This is a genomic window from Undibacterium paludis (genome assembly GCF_022568815.1).
Lineage (GTDB): Bacteria > Pseudomonadota > Gammaproteobacteria > Burkholderiales > Burkholderiaceae_D > Undibacterium.
On record NZ_JAKZHX010000012.1, the window covers coordinates 186,931 to 203,421 of the forward strand.

The window sequence follows — 16,491 nt, forward strand, 5'->3', positions numbered from 1 at the left end:
AGAATCAGTTTTTGATGTACAGGTGCATGCCACCATAGATGGCGGAGCGGTCAGTTGCATGCAATGCACGGTTATGCACAGGGTCAGTATGCCAGGCTGCCAGTATGTCGGCCGGCAATTTGCCTTCCAGGGGGGATTCGCTGCCACCGGTACGGAACACGACTTTGGCGCCTGCTGCTGCGGTACGTGTCACTTCTTGCCAGAGTGCTGTCAGCTGTTGTTGATCCATCCAGTCCTGGGCATCGAGAAAGAGATAGGCATCCATGGAGGCACGTGGCTGGCCCAGCAGGAAGTCGGTCAGGGTCTTGTGATGGGCATGCAGCCTGTCTATATTGCGACGCAGGCTGACAAAATGCTCTTGCTGCAGGTACAAGGGAAGTGCGGCCTGCGTTTTGGTGTTATAACGACGGGCAAAGGCTTGTTGGGCAAAGCAGTTCTGATCCAGCGGAAAATCACAGGCCAGGTGACGCATTCTTTCCTTGAACAGGATATGCAAGCCATTCTTGGCATCCTGTTTCAGGGCGGCGAATTGCGAAGGCGGGATACCCAGGCTGTATAAAGCCAGGGGTTGGCTGGCGATCAGGCGGAACAGGCGGGTTTCAAATACCGGTGCTACATGCTTGTCAAACAGCTCAGTCTGCTCCTGCATGTTGCGGGCTTGCATGACTTTGCTCATGTCGCCACCCATCATCCTGACAAAGAAATGGGCAAAGCCGATGAAGTTGCCGAGCAGGCCATGTTGATAAGCCTGGTTGCAGAAATAGTGATAACGCGGTTTGCCCGATATGGAGCGGCTTTCCCAAAAGTCACTGGCATCTTCCGACAGGTGCTGGCGCACATGGCGCTTATAGCGTTTCAGATTGTCTGCCTGATTGGCATCACCGAGAAAGGCCAGTACAGCCTGGTAGTCTGGCAAGTGCTTGATGGCATTTTGCTTGATGTTGAGCATGGCCAGGTGGGCGGCATTCAAATCGACAGCATGGACAGCTGCCGGTTCGGCCGACAGGTAAGCCAGGGCATTGCAACCACCGGAAGAAATGGTCAGGATATTGGCGCCGGGCTTGAGTTGCAGGGCGTCGAGGTCGGATTGTGGATCTTCCCATATCTGGGCGTACACCAGGCGGCTGAACCAATGGGCAAACAGCTTGTCTGCCAGGCCCTTGCGGCCGGAAGTGGTTGAGTTAAAAACGGCGCTGTCTATCAGGGCTTTAGTGGACATGCTGGTCTCCGCTTATGGTTGGCTGCTGCTGCGATTAGCTGCGCGCTTGGGCTGCAATAAGAAAGACTTTAGGATGCACAGGTGACAGGCAAGTGACAGGCAGATGAAGATTCCGTGAAAAACAGATATAAAAACAACAAAAGCGCATAAGCCAGACAGCTTATGCGCTTTTTGTTTGCTTTTTGTTTTTACCCGGCAATCATTCAGGCACGGTGTTCTGTCGAAAGGCGACGCCGTCTGGCCCGGATGAACAATAGTAATTGATAGGCAAAATACAGCGATGCCAGCACCGGCATGGAAGCAACCAGTATCCACAAACCACCTGCCAGTGGGACGGGGCCGGACCAGACCTGGATGGGGACATCAGGTTTATTGCTTTTTTCTGCCCGGTCTTGCTTGGGCGTATCGATTTGTACGCCGACATTCTGTTTGGGCAAATCTTCAGGCGCGACAACAAAAACTGCTTGCGAACCCTGGCCAGGTTTGGCTGCGGTATTGCCTGCATTAGCAGCAAAAACAGGCGTGGCCGGCAATGCACAGAGCAATTGCAGGGCCAGTATCAGGGCTGGCTTGAGTTTCATTAAGGCTAACGATAAAGGATGATTCGGGTGACACTGTTACCTGAAAATATTACTTTTCTGCATATTTTTTGAGGTTGGCCAGGCCAGCTTCAAAATCAGGACCCACCATTTTATCCATAAATGGCGCAAATAGCTTCATCATCAGATTACCTTCGCTGCTGCCTTCCATGCTCCAGGTGATTCTTGTTCCCGTGGCTTCTGCTTCAAACAGGAAACTGCCTGTCGATGGTTTGCCCATGCCTTCAAAATGCAGGTCATAGTCGATGAGTCGGTATGGGCTGGCATGGGTGATTTTCATGCCGCCGTTGCCCTGGGTCTTGCTTTTCCAGTCCCAGGCGGCATTGGTACCTGTCTCAGGGCCGGAAAATGTCAATTCCATGGCGGGGTCGCGCTGGTTCCAGACCGACCAGTTTTTCCATTCTTTTGGGGTGGCGATCAGGGGAAATAATTTATCTGGCGTAGAACGTATCAGTATGCTGCGGCTGACCTTGTATTCATTTGGCAATGAATAGGCAATGGCAAAGATCAAACCTATCGCCACCACCAGTATTGCTACTGTCCATTTGATGATTTTCATTTTTATTCTCCTCTAATTCCATTTCATTTTGTTCAAGTCCACCGCGCTTCGGATTGCAACGATGATAGCGACGATTCTGGACAATCCGGCATTATCTTACTTTTCCGATGGCAACTTCCCAATTTTGCATCAGGCTGGCTGCTTCGTCCCTGCTCATGGCGGGTGTAAAAACCCTGTCCATCTGCCATTGCGAAGCACATTCATCGAGATTCTTGTACACGCCCGCACCAAGACCGGCCAGGTAAGCTGCACCAAGCGCCGTGGTTTCTGTCACCTGTGGACGTATCACCGGTATGCCGAGCAGGTCAGCCTGGAATTGCAGCAGCATATTATTTGCCGCGGCGCCGCCATCGACACGCAGTTCACGTATGGGGAAAACCGCATCCCTGACCATGGCCTGCAATAAGGCAGTACTTTGAAAGGCGATGGATTCCAGCGCGGCCCTGGCGATATGGGCTACCGTCGTGCCACGGCTCAGCCCAAGGATGGCGCCTTTGGCTGACGGTACCCAATAAGGTGCACCAAGACCCGTAAAAGAGGGCACGAAGACGACGCCGCCAGAATCAGGCACGCTGGTGGCCAGTTGTTCTACGTCGGGGGAATGCTGTATGGCTTTCAAACCGTCCCTGAGCCATTGGACGACCGCACCACCGATGAAAACACTGCCTTCAAGTGCATACTGCTGGCGACTGTCAGTCTGGCAAGCCGCGGTACTGATCAGGCCGTTCTGTGAAACCGGACATTGATCGCCGGTGTGCAAAAGCATGAAGCAGCCCGTGCCATACGTATTCTTGGCCATGCCCGGACTGAAGCAGGCCTGGCCAAACAATGCTGACTGCTGGTCGCCGGCAATACCGGCAATCGGGATGGGTGCGCCCAGCAGTGTACAGACACCGTATTGATGGCTCGACGGTAAGACTTCGGGCAAGACAGCCCTGGGGATATCAAACCAGGCCAGTAATTCTTCATCCCATTTGCTTTCATGGATGTTGTAGAGCATGGTGCGCGAGGCATTGCTGACATCGGTGACATGCAACTGTCTCTCACCGTTGCCTGCACTGAGTTGCCAGGCCAGCCAGCAGTCTATGGTGCCAAAGGCCAGTTCTCCGGCTGCTGCACGCTTCCTGGCGTCGGGGATTTCGTCGAGCAGCCACTTGAGTTTGGTTGCCGAAAAATACGGGTCCAGTATCAAGCCGGTCTTGGCCTGTATGCGCTCTGCATAGCCCTGCTGGCGCAACTGCTCGCAATAGGCTTCGGTCCGGCGGTCTTGCCAGACGATGGCATGATAAAGCGGCTGCCCGGTTTTTCTGTCCCACAGGACAGTGGTCTCACGCTGGTTGGTGATACCGAGTGCAGCAATCTCGCTGGCCTGTATGCCGGCCTTGCCCAGGACTTGCTGGCAGGTAGCGAACTGACTTTGCCAGATTTCCATGGCGTCATGCTCCACCCAGCCGGGTCGTGGAAAAATCTGGCGAAACTCTTGCTGTACGCTGGCGATTAATTGTCCACGATCATTGAAGATGATGCTGCGTGAACTGGACGTACCCTGATCCAGGGCAAGCAGGTAGGTCATAAATTATCCTGATGAATCTGGACTGCGATCAAAAAATCAACCCCTTTTTCTCTTGAACAGCAGAAGAGGTTTATTGACGTCTGGTTACAATTTTAAGCCTGACACAGACTGGCAAACAGAATTGAATTTGTTATAGTTGATAGCTAATTTACTATTAACATTTATACAAAGCAAGAAAGGCTTTTTTGTGTCAGGATTAACCAGTTTCAGCTTGTCCCTGCTTGTACTCTTGCTGATCGCATTAGGTACCATGCGCAAGAGTCGCCGTTTGATTATCGTGGCATTTTTTGCTCTGGTCGCTGTCAGCCTGCTGGGCTGGTATCAGTATATTTTCCCGGCAGGACTGAGCATGTTGTTTTTTTGCGGAACGCTGGCCACCGTATTGGCTATTTCGGTTTTTTTCTACGCCATTTATTCTTATGAATCCGTACTCGCGGATGCTCAGGAAATCAAAGTTGATCAGCGTTCCTGAAAGACGCTCCGGTTTAGCGTATGTCAATCTTAGCGTACGTCAATCAGTTCAATATCAAAAATCAGGTGGGAGTTCGGTGGTATGACACCGCCTGCACCTGCAGCACCATAAGCGAGCTCTGGCGGTATGATCAGCGTGCGCTTGCCGCCAACCTTCATGCCTGCTACTCCCTGGTCCCAGCCCTTGATGACACGTCCGGCGCCGATGGTAAAACTGAAGGGCGAGTTCCCCTGTGAGCTGTCAAATTTGGCGCCATGTTCCTTGGCGGCAAAGGGGTCATGCAGCCAGCCGGTATAGTGTACATAGACGGTATTGCCAACAGTAGCTTCTTTGCCTGTACCTACTTTTTCATCGATTTTTCTTAACTTGCTGACCATGACCACACTGTCTACCGGTGCTTGCTGCGCCTGGCTCAACGGGGTGCAGAACAGGCTGGCAACGAGTGTTGCTGCGATGGCAGAAGTAATACCGGCGGTTTTTTTAGCAACTGACTTCATACGGTTTTCCTTATATTTGGACTACTGGTGGATGACTGAGGTTAGTGAACTGTCATAGCTGAAACTAGAGTGCCTTCCGCTTGCTCGACGAGCATGCCTGCGTTGCAAATGCCCGCGATAGCTCACTATCTCTGCGCTTTGCGCCTTGCCCTGATCGTCGGGCAAGCGTCTTTCACTTCAGTTTCAACTATGACAGTCCACTAGTCTATTTTTGTTTTGCAGCTGCCAGTTTTTTTTCAAAGGCGATATCAAGCTTGCTGGCTTTTTTAGGTGCCTGTTTATGCAGGCTGTTGACGTAGGCGACAAAATCATCGATTTCCAGGGCTTCGCCTATGGCTTGAGGATGCTCATCCGGATTGTCAAGATTGGCCAGTGTCAGCGAAAAGCGGCCATCGGCCAGGCTGACCATGGAGTAGGGGGCATTATTACTGCGTTCACGCAGGCGATTGACGGCATTGCTGGCCTTGGTTGACCTTGCCATTATTTGATCCCGTATTTGTGCATGATTTTTTCCATAGTGCCGTCGTTATCCAGTTCTTTATTGATCTTGTTGTAGAGCTCTATACGCTGCTTATCCATGCGGACATTGCATAACATATTGAGTTCTATGCTTTTCCATTTGATGGCACGGGTTATTTCACTTCCATATCCCTGTTGCTGGGCCAGGAACATGCCGTGAGATTCCGAGACGATCCAGTAATTAAGCCTGCCATTGGCCAGCAGGCGTGGATTGTCTTCATCCTGGCTGGCAAATTCTATTTTGTAGCCTTGTTCAGCAAGTTGTATACCTGTTGCTGCATTTTTGTAAGAACCCATGGAATAGGGTTTCGCATCTTCAAAACTTTTTAGTATGCGTGTTTCCGATTTGCGGCTGTACAAAACCCAATTGTCTGTAACCAGGGGGCCTACCCATTTATAAGAGTTTTCACGCTCAGGCGTGCGGCGAAAACCAAACAGGCAGGTATTGTCATCATTTAATGTGGAATTCAGACCGCGTGCCAGGGAAGTGCTGCTGATGCTGTAATTGTCGCCGGCGCGCTTGAGTATTTCCGTGATTTTTTCAGTCAATGCGCCCTGGATTTCCCCGGTTTTTATGTCGGTATGGGTAAACGGTGCATATTCCTGGATAAGCAGTTTGAGCGTTTCTGCATGGCTGATGACAGGAACGGCGGCCAGAGATACCAGCAAACTGGGAAGCAGGAATTTCACTTACGGGATTTCCGAAATAGATAAGTGGTGGAAATATACAACTGAATTTCCAATAAGGGCAGATATTTTCTTGTTTTTGACGCCCGTGTGCGGCTTTGGAGACAATCAGGGCGGTAGTTCCTTGGTGCGTGATGGCTGCTTAAACCCAGATTGTTTTCAACAAGGCAAAACTGGCGGCGATCATGGCCTCATGCTGGCGTTTTTCCTGGCAGATGAAGCTCAGTTCGGTCGTCACGCTGACCGCGTCGGCAATCACCAGGCCGTGGGCATGGGCTTCGCGTATGGCGATGGAATCGCGGATCAGGCTCAGGCCGACGCCAGACTTGACCAGGTCCAGCATGCTGGGTTCCTGGTCGACCAGGGCGACGACATTCGGCCTGACTCCGTGACTGGCGAAAATCTGGCTCAACAGCCGATGGTGGGCAGATTCTGGTGGCGTCCATAACCATGGCAGTGCTGCCAGGCTGGCCCAGCCTTGCCCGGCCACGCGGTTTTTCCAGCCACTGGGTGCAACAACACGATAAGTAAAATGCGTCAATGTCTGGCTATGGCAGGGTATCTTGCCATCGTCCGGTGGCTGACCCAGGTAAAACCCGACATCAAGGCTGCCCGCGCGCACTTGCTGTAATACCGTGCCGGACATGCCTTGCTGCAGCTTTGTGGATAACTGTGGATAAGTCTCGACCAGGCGTTTCAGGAAGACACCAAGGCGGGTGAATTCCGGGTCGAGTATGGTGCCTATCGCCAGTTCACCCGAAATGGTGGTGTGCATGGCAGCAGCAGCCTGGCGGAATTCGCCCATGCTGGCCAGCACCTTTTCTGCATAAGGCAGGAGCTTGGCCCCTCCATTGCTGAGGCGCATGCCGCTGGCGCTGCGTGTGAATAAAGCCAGTTGCAGATGTTCTTGCAGCGACTTGATTTGCAGGCTTACAGCTGGCTGGGTCACATGCAGTTGCTCAGCAGCACGGGTCAGGTTGCCTTCTTTGGCGACGGCGACGAAGGCACGCAATTGTGTCAGATCCATTATCAGTAATCCTTATATTGCTATTGATAATAACTCATTGGATTAACAAGAGGGACTGATTTACTCTCTCTGTCATTCTCTGTTTTCTACCTAAATTTTACTTATGACATCCACAATATCGCATTACATGAATGGTGAAATTTTTGCTTCCGGCAGTGGTCGCAGGCAAGACGTGTTCAATCCCGCGACCGGTGAGGTGACGGGTAGTGTCGCCCTCGCCAGCATGGATGAAGTACATGCCGTTATTGCCGCCGCCAAGGCTGCCGCACCAGCCTGGGCAGAAACCGCCCCCTTGAAACGCGCCCGTGTGATGTTCAAATTCAAGGAATTGCTGGACCAGCATCACCAGGAAATGGCCGCCCTGATCACCCGCGAACACGGCAAGGTTTTGTCGGACGCCATGGGCGAAGTCACGCGCGGCATAGAAATCGTGGAATTTGCCTGCGGCATGCCACAATTATTGAAGTCACAATTTTCGGACAATATCGGTGGCGGCATAGACAATTACAACTTGCGCCAACCACTCGGTGTGACAGCTGGCATCACGCCTTTCAACTTCCCCTTCATGGTGCCTATGTGGATGGCGCCGCTGGCGATTGCGACTGGCAATACCTTCATACTGAAACCATCCGAGCGTGACCCGTCCTGCTCATTGCTGATTGCCGACCTGTTCAAAAAAGCGGGTTTACCCGATGGTGTTTTCAATGTCGTGCAGGGTGATAAAGTGGCTGTCGATGCACTGCTCCAGCACCCTGATGTGTCGGCGATTTCTTTCGTCGGCTCCACGCCTATCGCCGAATATATTTACAGCGAAGGCACGCGCAGGGGCAAGCGTGTGCAGGCTTTGGGTGGTGCAAAAAACCACCTGGTCGTCATGCCTGACGCCAATCTGGAACAAGCCGTCGATGCCCTGATGGGCGCAGCTTATGGCTCTGCCGGTGAGCGTTGCATGGCGATCTCGGTCGCTGTCGCTGTTGGCAATGTGGCTGACAAACTCGTAGAAACTTTGGTACCACGCGTGCAAGCGCTGAAGATCAAGAACGGCATGGAGTCCGATGCTGAAATGGGTCCGGTAGTGACTGCCCAGCACAAGGCGAAAATCGAGTCTTATATTGCTGAAGGCATAGCTGAAGGTGCACAACTGCTGGTCGATGGCCGTGACCTGAAAGTGCCTGGACATGAAAAAGGTTTCTTCCTCGGCGGCTGCCTGTTCGACCATGTCAGAGAGGGCATGAAGATACATCGCGAAGAAATTTTTGGCCCGGTATTATGCATAGTCCGCGTGCCTGATTTTGCCTCTGCTGTTGAGCTTATCAATCGTCATGAATTCGGTAACGGCGTGTCCTTGTTCACGTCTGACGGTAACACTGCCCGCGAATTCTCACGCCGCATTCAGGTCGGCATGGTGGGTATCAATGTGCCGATCCCTGTCCCCATGGCGTGGCACTCTTTTGGTGGCTGGAAGCGTTCTTTGTTTGGTGATGTGCATGCCTATGGGGAAGAGGGCATACGGTTTTATACGCGCTATAAATCGATCATGCAGCGGTGGCCGGATAGCATAGGCAAGGGGGCAGAGTTTACGATGCCGGTGGCGAAATAGCGACTAGCGACAGCTGCCTCCTTCTCCTTCAAGGAGAAGGTCGGGACGAGGAAGGGGTTTGGTTGTAATACCGTATGGGTATTAACGTCGCTCCTGCGCAGGCAGGAGCCCAGTGGCGTTTGTTGCATGCTTGAGTCTTTATTAAAACGATTGCCCTTCGTGGATACCTGCCGGGTCTCGGCCCGGCGGCCGAAATACTTTCTTTGCTTCGCCAAAGAAAGTATCCAAAGAAAGGCGACCGCAGACTCGCCCTCCGGGTGCTTACGCTACGCTCCAGCATAATTTGTGCATCACAAAAAATGGGAAGATCCGAAACTCGCCTGCGGCTCAAACATCGGCTCTTCTGATTCCATTTTCTGTGACGCACAAATTACATCGTCCCAAGCGGATTAAGGTCAAGAACAAAGTCAAAAACAACCGCAACTGCGACGTCAATTTGACCGTTATGAATATAGCGTTGAGGGCGGTCAATCAACCAGGGTTTTGGGTTTGCTGTTGTTTTTGACTTTTGCAGTTCCCATGTGTAGCCGCCGTTTGTGCAGTACAGAAAATGGAAAGAGAAAGGCCGATGTTTGAGCCGCAGGCGAGTTTTCGGACTTTCCCATTTTTTGTACTGCACAAACGGGAACCCCGAAGGGGCGGGTACGCCTGGGTCGCCTTCTTTGGCTTACTTTTCTTGGCGAGACAAGAAAAGTGAGTAGCTGTCGGGCTACCCCCGACTTGCAATCGCAATACAGTGACAGAAGTATGTAAATGGGTTAGCGTACAAAAACTTGATTCCATTCAAGACTAAAAAAGTCTGATTTCCCTGTTTTTAGCGACTCACTTAATAAATTTAATTGGAGCTCCAAAATGGCTGACTTGCAAACACTCTGCCCCCACCCCATCATCCAGGCCCCCATGGCCGGTGGCGCCACCACCCCGGAACTGGTCGCAGCAGTATCGAATGCAGGAGGCCTGGGCTCGCTCGCCGCTCCTTTGCTGACCCCACTGGCCATCATAGAACAGGCAGAACACATCAGAAGACTGACTGACAAGCCGTTCGCCATCAACCTGTTCGTACAAACCCGGCCCCAGGTCGATTTTGCGGCACTTGAAGCCGCCAAGTTATTGTTGCAACTTGTTTGCCAGGAGCTGGGCTGGGACACCCTGCCTACACCTACCCGCTGGTGCGAAGACTTTGAAGCACAGCTCGATGCGCTGATCACGGCCCGCCCAGCCGTCGCCAGTTTTACTTTTGATGTCTTGCACGGCAGCCAGTTACAGCGCCTGCATGCTGCCGGGATCAAAGTGGTCGGCACAGCCACCAATTTGCAGGAAGCCATCGTCTGGCAAGCCATGGGGGCGGATGCAGTCTGCCTGCAAGGGGTAGAGGCCGGTGGTCACCGTGGCACTTTCATCGGTGCGCAAAAAGATTCCACTCTTGGCCTGTTCGCCTTGCTGGAAGCCTGCAAGCCGCATATGCAGGTGCCCATCATCGCTGCTGGCGGCATCATGGATGGCAGGCAGATCAGGCAGGCCTTGCAGGCGGGAGCACAACTGGTGCAAATGGGTACAGCCTTCCTGACGACCAGGGAATCGGCGATACATCCAGCCTATAAACAACGCCTGCTGGACAGCAGCAGCGACACGACCCGCCAGACCCGTGCTTTTTCTGGACGTATCGCACGTGGTCTGGACAATCATTTCATGCAGGCCATGGATGCCGTGGCTGACAAGGTGCCTGCCTATCCTATACAGAACGCACTGACGGGTTCCATACGTGCAGCGGCGGGCAAGGCAGCAAATACTGAATTGATGTCGATGTGGGCCGGGCAGGGCATGGCAGCGGTCAGGAATATGAGTGTGGCAGAACTGATGGCAGCACTGGTCGCAGAAATGCAGGATTAATCAGCAGCAAGGGAAAATGGTATGGAAGCAGCAGGACAATTTGACTACATCGTCGTCGGTGCCGGTACTGCAGGTTGCGTATTGGCAAACCGCCTCAGCAAAAATCCAGACAACAGGGTCTTGTTGATAGAAGCAGGCGGCAAGGATGATTATGTGTGGATACATATCCCCGTTGGTTATCTGTATTGCATCAATAATCCGCGTACCGACTGGATGTACCGTACCGAAGCAGAGTCCGGCCTGAATGGCCGCAGCCTGATCTATCCGCGCGGCAAGGTGCTGGGTGGCTGCTCATCCATCAATGGCATGATCTACATGCGTGGCCAGGAAAGGGATTACCAGCAATGGGCAGAACTGACCGGGGACGACAGCTGGCGCTGGGAGCAGGTCTTGCCGCTATTTAAACAAAGCGAAGATCACTATAGTGGCAATACAGAATTCCATGGCAGCGGTGGTGAATGGCGGGTGGAAAAACAGAGGCTGTCGTGGGAAATCCTTGATGCCTTCCGTGACGCAGCAGCCGAAGTCGGCATACCGAAATCGGATGATTTCAACCGTGGTGACAATGAGGGCTGCGGCTATTTTGATGTCAACCAGAAACGCGGCATACGCTGGAATGCATCCAAGGCTTTTTTACGGCCGGCATCGGACCGGCCCAACCTGACCATCATGACCGGTTGCCAGGTCAGGCGTCTGCGCATCAGCGAAGGCGAACAGGGCAAGCGTTGTACTGGTGTGGAATTTGTCGGTGGTGGCAATGAATGGTTTGCCGAGTCAGTGAAAGAAACGGTGCTGGCAGCTGGCGCTATTGGTTCACCCCAGATACTGCAGCTGTCTGGCATAGGTGCAGCCGACCACCTGCAACAGGCGGGAGTGGCCCTTGTCCATGATTTGCCGGGTGTAGGTGGCAACCTGCAAGATCACTTGCAGATACGTTCAGCCTTTAAAATCAGCGGAGCCAGAACGCTTAACAAGATGGCTAACAGTCTGCTGGGCAAGGCGCGCATTGGTCTGGAATACGCCTTGTTCCAGAGCGGCCCCATGTCGATGGCGCCTTCGCAACTGGGGGCATTTACCCGTTCCGATGCCAGCCAGGCGACGCCTAACCTGCAATACCATGTGCAACCCTTGTCACTGGAGAAATTTGGTGACCCGCTGCATGATTTCCCGGCCTTCACGGCCAGTGTCTGCAATCTGCGTCCAACTTCACGCGGTCATGTGCGAATCACCAGCAATGACGCCTTTGCCGCACCCAGGATCGTGCCAAATTATCTGAGTACGCCGGAAGACCGCAAGATCGCCGCTGATTCCCTGACGCTGACGCGCAAGATCGTCGCAGCCCCGGCTTTGCAGAAATATATGCCGGAGGAAATGAAGCCTGGTGCACAGTTCCGCAGTGAAGAAGAACTGGCAAAAGCTGCCGGTGACATAGGGACAACGATCTTCCATCCGGTAGGCACTTGCAAAATGGGCCGTATCGACGATACTGGGGCGGTGGTGGACAGTGCCTTGCGCGTCATAGGCATAGCCGGGCTACGTGTTGCTGATGCTTCCATCATGCCGACCATAACCTCAGGTAATACCAACTCACCAACTGTGATGATTGCAGAGAAGGCTGCCAGGAGTATATTGGAGGGTTGATCAGACAGGGAGTCAGGAGCCGGGGCAGGGTGCAACGTTGCGGCGAAGCAGCAAAATCAACTTGCGTGGTACTACTTACAGTAGTTATACCGTATTGTTGAGAAATCACTTTGCTGGGTACTATAAAAAGCTAATAAAAAATGCTCCCCGAATTAAAAGAGGGAGTTTTGTCACATTGGATTCAAAACCATAGGCTGGACAAAAAGGAGAAGAGATGACAGACGTCATCCTGGAGACCAAGCACTTGACAAAAGAGTTCAAGGGCTTTACTGCTGTGAGCGAAGTAAATTTGCAGGTACAGCGTGGGCATATCCACGCCCTGATCGGACCTAATGGCGCCGGCAAGACGACCTGTTTCAATTTGCTGACCAAATTTCTTGTCCCTACTTCGGGACAAATTCTTTTCAACGGGCGTGATATTACGGCTGCCAAACCGGCCCAGATCGCCAGACAAGGCATTATCCGTTCCTTCCAGATTTCTGCCGTTTTCCCGCACCTGACGGTGATGGAAAACGTGCGCATAGGCTTGCAGAGAAAACTTGGCACATCTTTTCATTTCTGGAAAAGCGAGCAGTCGCTGAATCAGCTCAATGCCCGCGCCATGGAATTGCTGGCTGAAGTTGACCTGACTTCGTTTGCCGATACTGTTACTGTCGATTTGCCCTATGGCCGCAAACGTGCGCTGGAAATTGCCACGACGCTGGCGATGGAGCCGGAAATGATGCTGCTTGATGAACCCACGCAAGGCATGGGCCATGAAGACGTGCATCGCGTGACTGAGCTCATCAAGAAGGTATCGGCTGGCCGTACCATCCTGATGGTGGAACATAATATGAGCGTGGTCTCAGGTATTTGCGACAAGATTTCGGTCTTGCAACGTGGCGCGATGCTGGCTGAAGGTAATTACAAGGAAGTATCGACCAATCCCAAGGTCATGGAAGCTTATATGGGCAGTACCAGCGGTGAGCTGGAAGGGGCGCATGCATGAGTGCACCAAGTACAAATCCTGCGCTGGAAATTACCGGCTTGCAAGCCTGGTATGGCGAATCGCATATCCTGCATGATGTGAACCTGAAAGTGAACCAGGGCGAGGTCGTGACCATATTGGGCCGTAACGGTGCCGGGCGCACGACGACCATGCGCGCCATCGTCGGTTTGACGGGCGCACGCAAGGGTTCGATCAAGATCAATGGGCAAGAGGCTATTCACCTGCCTACCCACAAGGTGGCGCATCTGGGTGTGGGTTACTGCCCGGAAGAGCGGGGCATATTTTCGTCCTTATCCACAGAAGAAAACCTGATGTTGCCACCCCTGGTATCGAAAGAGCACAAGGGTATGTCGGTGGCCGAGATTTACGAGATGTTCCCTAATCTGGCCGAGCGCAAGAACAGCCAGGGCACGCGCCTGTCTGGTGGTGAGCAACAGATGCTGGCGGTTGCCCGCATCCTGCGCACAGGTGCTCGCCTGCTGTTGCTTGATGAGATATCCGAGGGCCTGGCCCCGGTCATCGTGCAGGCCCTGGCGCGCATGATCACGACTTTGAAAGCCAAGGGTTATACCATCGTCATGGTGGAACAGAATTTCCGTTTTGCTGCACCGCTGGCTGATAGGTTTTATGTCATGGAACACGGGCAGATTGTAGAAAGTTTTGCGGCCGCGCAATTGCAGGAAAAAATGCCGGTCTTGAATGAGTTGTTGGGTGTGTAGTCAGGCAAGCAAACTGTCACGTCAACTGGCGGACAGATCAGATAATAAGTGATTGGAGAAGACGCATGAAAGCTAAGTTCACAAAACTCAAGGTAGCAAGTTTCGCAGTATCTGCCGCACTGGCTGGCCTGGCACTCAATGCAAATGCGCAAGTGTCTGGCGATGTGGTCAAGATCGGTTTCATCACCGATATCTCAGGCCTGTATTCTGATATTGATGGCCAGGGTGGTGCAGAAGCCATCAAGATGGCGATTGCCGATTTTGGTGGCACGGTACTGGGCAAGAAAATTGAACTGGTCACAGCTGATCACCAAAACAAGGCCGATATCGCCGCCAGCCGCGCCCGCGAATGGTTTGACCGCGATGGCGTCGATATGCTGATCGGTGGCACCAATTCTGGTACGTCCCTGTCCATGTCCAAAGTGGCAGCTGAAAAAAAACGTGTCTTCATCTCCATCGGCGCTGGCACAGCCCGCCTGACCAATGAAGAATGTACAGCCAATACCGTGCACTATGCGTATGACACCGTGGCCCTGGCCAAGGGCACAGGTTCTGCCGTGGTCAAACAGGGTGGCAAGAGCTGGTATTTCCTGACGGCTGATTATGCCTTTGGTGCATCGCTGGAAAGCGATACGGCCAACGTCGTCAAGGCCAATGGCGGTACGGTTGCGGGTTCGGTTAAACACCCTTTGTCGGCATCTGATTTCTCTTCCTTCCTGTTGCAGGCGCAAGCATCCAAGGCACAAATCCTGGGCCTGGCGAATGCGGGTGGTGACACCATCAATGCGGTCAAGGCTGCCAATGAATTCGGCATTACCAAGACCATGAAGCTGGCTGGCTTACTGATGTTTATCAACGATATCCATTCCCTGGGTCTGAATGCCACGCAAGGCATGTACCTGACCGATAGCTGGTACTGGAACCAGAACGAAGAAGCGCGCAAATGGTCACGCCGCTATTTCGAAAAAATGAAGAAAATGCCTTCCAGCCTGCAAGCGGCTGATTACTCTGCGACCATGGCTTACCTGAACGCCGTCAAGGCAGCAGGTACCGACGACACCGCCAAGGTCATGGAAAAACTGAAGGCTGCCAAGATCAACGACATGTATGCCAAGAATGGTTATATCCGTGCTGATGGCAGCATGATCCATGATATGTACCTCATGCAGGTGAAATCCAGCGCCGAGTCGAAAGAGCCTTGGGATTACTACAAGGTGGCGCAGACGATTCCGGGTGAGCAGGCATTTACCACCAAGTCCGAATCCAAATGCTCCCTCTGGAAGTGAAATCCAATTCTCGGGCGCATAGCGGCGTTGCAAAGCCTCGCAATACTTTCGTATTGCTGTGTTTTGCGCCTTGCTCTGCATCCCGGTAATTGAATTTCAACATTGCCGTTGTTTTACGGGTAAGGTCGCGGACTTCGTCGCGACCTGTGTGTTTGCAAAATTGAAGTCGAATTGAAGTCGTTCTGCTCAGAGCCGTTCACAGAAAAAAGTATTTTGCGATTAGCCAAAAATAGAAATGGCTTTTCTCTTGATGTTCCCTGTGTCTCCGTGCCTCTGTGTTGAGAGGTCTTCCCCTTTCCATCCATTTTTATTTAGCGTGCCATGGAAATATTTGGTATTCCGCTGCAAGCGATGCTGAGCCAGTTGTTGCTGGGCTTGGTCAACGGCTCGTTTTACGCGATGCTGTCTTTGGGGCTGGCCGTGATCTTCGGCTTGCTCAATGTCATCAATTTTGCCCATGGCGCCCTGTATATGATGGGTGCCTTCCTTGCATGGATGGGCATGAATTATTTTGGTGTCAATTACTGGGTGATGCTGTTTGCTGCACCGCTGCTGGTCGGCCTGTTTGGCGTCGTCATTGAAAAGACTATGCTGCGCTGGCTGTACAAGCTTGATCATCTGTATGGCTTGCTGCTGACCTTTGGTATCACGCTGATGCTGGAAGGTGTGTTCCGGTCCATCTATGGCGTATCTGGCCAGCCTTATCAAGTGCCAGACGCACTGACCGGGGCGACTAACCTCGGTTTCATGATACTGCCCAATTACCGCGCCTGGGTGGTCGTCGCTTCGCTGGTGGTGTGCTTTGCCACCTGGTTTGTCATTGAAAAAACCAAGTTGGGCGCTTACCTGCGTGCCGGTACCGAGAACCCCAAACTGGTTGAGGCTTTTGGCGTCAACGTGCCGCTGATGGTCACGCTGACTTACGGCTTCGGTGTGGCGCTGGCGGCCTTTGCCGGCGTGCTGGCGGCGCCTGTCATACAAGTGTCGCCGCTGATGGGTTCCAACCTGATTATTACGGTGTTTGCGGTGGTGGTGATTGGGGGCATGGGTTCCATCCTCGGTTCGATTTTGACCGGTCTGGGTCTGGGTATTATCGAGGGTCTGACACGGGTGTTTTATCCTGAGCTGTCGGCGACTGTCGTGTTCATCGTTATGGCGATTGTCCTGATGATCCGCCCTGCCGGTTTGTTCGGTAAAGAAAAATAAACGGAGCCA

At 52.8% G+C, this 16,491-nt stretch carries 16 protein-coding genes; 8 read left to right on the forward strand and 8 right to left on the reverse strand.

Annotated elements, in window-relative coordinates:
- Positions 1–4: 4 nt before the first annotated feature.
- The 4 genes from LZ463_RS20780 to glpK all read right to left on the reverse strand — a co-directional run bounded on the left by LZ463_RS20780 (position 5) and on the right by glpK (position 3,950).
- Complete coding sequence (locus LZ463_RS20780; RefSeq protein WP_241458023.1) at positions 5–1,219, reverse strand: BtaA family protein; 1,215 nt, start codon at positions 1,217–1,219, stop codon at positions 5–7.
- 203 nt (positions 1,220–1,422) lie between these two features.
- A complete protein-coding gene (locus LZ463_RS20785) occupies positions 1,423–1,800 on the reverse strand; it encodes a hypothetical protein (RefSeq protein ID WP_241458025.1) in 378 nt (125 codons plus the stop codon).
- Between the two features lie 49 nt (positions 1,801–1,849).
- Positions 1,850–2,377 carry an SRPBCC family protein gene (locus LZ463_RS20790; protein ID WP_241458027.1) on the reverse strand — a complete coding sequence of 176 codons (528 nt, stop codon included), beginning with the start codon at positions 2,375–2,377 and terminating at the stop codon, positions 1,850–1,852.
- A 91-nt stretch (positions 2,378–2,468) separates the two neighbouring features.
- A complete protein-coding gene (glpK, locus tag LZ463_RS20795) occupies positions 2,469–3,950 on the reverse strand; it encodes a glycerol kinase GlpK (RefSeq protein ID WP_241458029.1) in 1,482 nt (493 codons plus the stop codon).
- A 187-nt stretch (positions 3,951–4,137) separates the two neighbouring features.
- Between glpK and LZ463_RS20800 the strand changes: the two genes are divergently transcribed.
- Positions 4,138–4,422, forward strand: coding sequence for a hypothetical protein (locus LZ463_RS20800; RefSeq protein WP_241458031.1), 285 nt, complete (start codon positions 4,138–4,140; stop codon positions 4,420–4,422).
- 29 nt (positions 4,423–4,451) lie between these two features.
- Here the strand turns inward: LZ463_RS20800 and LZ463_RS20805 are convergent, their stop codons facing one another.
- The 4 genes from LZ463_RS20805 to LZ463_RS20820 form a co-directional block, all read right to left on the reverse strand.
- Complete coding sequence (locus LZ463_RS20805) at positions 4,452–4,919, reverse strand: FKBP-type peptidyl-prolyl cis-trans isomerase (RefSeq protein WP_241458032.1); 468 nt, start codon at positions 4,917–4,919, stop codon at positions 4,452–4,454.
- Positions 4,920–5,124: 205 nt separating this feature from the next.
- The gene (locus LZ463_RS20810; protein ID WP_241458034.1) at positions 5,125–5,400 is read right to left on the reverse strand and encodes a hypothetical protein; all 276 of its coding nucleotides are present in this window, start codon (positions 5,398–5,400) and stop codon (positions 5,125–5,127) included.
- Positions 5,400–6,128: a substrate-binding periplasmic protein gene (locus LZ463_RS20815; RefSeq protein WP_241458036.1), complete on the reverse strand. Its 729-nt coding sequence runs from the start codon at positions 6,126–6,128 to the stop codon at positions 5,400–5,402. The genes LZ463_RS20810 and LZ463_RS20815 overlap by 1 nt, the downstream gene beginning before the upstream one ends.
- Positions 6,129–6,267: 139 nt before the next feature.
- Entirely contained in the window at positions 6,268–7,152 is an 885-nt protein-coding gene (locus tag LZ463_RS20820; RefSeq protein ID WP_241458039.1) for a LysR family transcriptional regulator, read from the reverse strand.
- 103 nt (positions 7,153–7,255) lie between these two features.
- On the opposite strand from LZ463_RS20820, the gene LZ463_RS20825 reads away from it, so the two are divergent.
- The 7 genes from LZ463_RS20825 (at position 7,256) to LZ463_RS20855 (ending at position 16,482) form a co-directional block, all read left to right on the forward strand.
- On the forward strand, positions 7,256–8,752 hold the full coding sequence (locus LZ463_RS20825) for a CoA-acylating methylmalonate-semialdehyde dehydrogenase (RefSeq protein WP_241458040.1): 1,497 nt from the start codon (positions 7,256–7,258) through the stop codon (positions 8,750–8,752).
- 852 nt (positions 8,753–9,604) lie between these two features.
- Positions 9,605–10,642, forward strand: a complete 1,038-nt coding sequence (locus LZ463_RS20830; protein ID WP_241458042.1) for an NAD(P)H-dependent flavin oxidoreductase — start codon at positions 9,605–9,607, stop codon at positions 10,640–10,642.
- Between the two features lie 21 nt (positions 10,643–10,663).
- Positions 10,664–12,283, forward strand: coding sequence for a GMC family oxidoreductase (locus tag LZ463_RS20835; protein WP_241458044.1), 1,620 nt, complete (start codon positions 10,664–10,666; stop codon positions 12,281–12,283).
- 214 nt (positions 12,284–12,497) lie between these two features.
- Complete coding sequence (locus LZ463_RS20840; RefSeq protein ID WP_241458047.1) at positions 12,498–13,271, forward strand: ABC transporter ATP-binding protein; 774 nt, start codon at positions 12,498–12,500, stop codon at positions 13,269–13,271.
- Positions 13,268–13,990, forward strand: coding sequence for an ABC transporter ATP-binding protein (locus LZ463_RS20845; RefSeq protein WP_241458049.1), 723 nt, complete (start codon positions 13,268–13,270; stop codon positions 13,988–13,990). Before LZ463_RS20840 ends, LZ463_RS20845 begins: the two co-directional genes overlap by 4 nt.
- Before the next feature lie 65 nt (positions 13,991–14,055).
- Positions 14,056–15,276 carry an ABC transporter substrate-binding protein gene (locus LZ463_RS20850; RefSeq protein WP_241458051.1) on the forward strand — a complete coding sequence of 407 codons (1,221 nt, stop codon included), beginning with the start codon at positions 14,056–14,058 and terminating at the stop codon, positions 15,274–15,276.
- A gap of 321 nt (positions 15,277–15,597) precedes the next feature.
- Positions 15,598–16,482: a branched-chain amino acid ABC transporter permease gene (locus LZ463_RS20855; protein WP_241458053.1), complete on the forward strand. Its 885-nt coding sequence runs from the start codon at positions 15,598–15,600 to the stop codon at positions 16,480–16,482.
- The last annotated feature ends 9 nt before the right edge of the window (positions 16,483–16,491 follow it).

Excerpts from the sequence above, each read along its gene's own strand:
- LZ463_RS20780 (WP_241458023.1), bottom strand. The coding sequence starts at position 1,219 with ATGTCCACTAAAGCCCTGATAGACAGCGCCGTTTTTAACTCAACCACT.
- LZ463_RS20785 (WP_241458025.1), bottom strand. The coding sequence starts at position 1,800 with ATGAAACTCAAGCCAGCCCTGATACTGGCCCTGCAATTGCTCTGTGCA.
- LZ463_RS20790 (WP_241458027.1), bottom strand. The coding sequence starts at position 2,377 with ATGAAAATCATCAAATGGACAGTAGCAATACTGGTGGTGGCGATAGGT.
- glpK (WP_241458029.1), bottom strand. The coding sequence starts at position 3,950 with ATGACCTACCTGCTTGCCCTGGATCAGGGTACGTCCAGTTCACGCAGC.
- LZ463_RS20805 (WP_241458032.1), bottom strand. The coding sequence starts at position 4,919 with ATGAAGTCAGTTGCTAAAAAAACCGCCGGTATTACTTCTGCCATCGCA.
- LZ463_RS20810 (WP_241458034.1), bottom strand. The coding sequence starts at position 5,400 with ATGGCAAGGTCAACCAAGGCCAGCAATGCCGTCAATCGCCTGCGTGAA.
- LZ463_RS20820 (WP_241458039.1), bottom strand. The coding sequence starts at position 7,152 with ATGGATCTGACACAATTGCGTGCCTTCGTCGCCGTCGCCAAAGAAGGC.
- LZ463_RS20825 (WP_241458040.1), top strand. The coding sequence starts at position 7,256 with ATGACATCCACAATATCGCATTACATGAATGGTGAAATTTTTGCTTCC.
- LZ463_RS20830 (WP_241458042.1), top strand. The coding sequence starts at position 9,605 with ATGGCTGACTTGCAAACACTCTGCCCCCACCCCATCATCCAGGCCCCC.
- LZ463_RS20835 (WP_241458044.1), top strand. The coding sequence starts at position 10,664 with ATGGAAGCAGCAGGACAATTTGACTACATCGTCGTCGGTGCCGGTACT.
- LZ463_RS20840 (WP_241458047.1), top strand. The coding sequence starts at position 12,498 with ATGACAGACGTCATCCTGGAGACCAAGCACTTGACAAAAGAGTTCAAG.
- LZ463_RS20845 (WP_241458049.1), top strand. The coding sequence starts at position 13,268 with ATGAGTGCACCAAGTACAAATCCTGCGCTGGAAATTACCGGCTTGCAA.
- LZ463_RS20850 (WP_241458051.1), top strand. The coding sequence starts at position 14,056 with ATGAAAGCTAAGTTCACAAAACTCAAGGTAGCAAGTTTCGCAGTATCT.
- LZ463_RS20855 (WP_241458053.1), top strand. The coding sequence starts at position 15,598 with ATGGAAATATTTGGTATTCCGCTGCAAGCGATGCTGAGCCAGTTGTTG.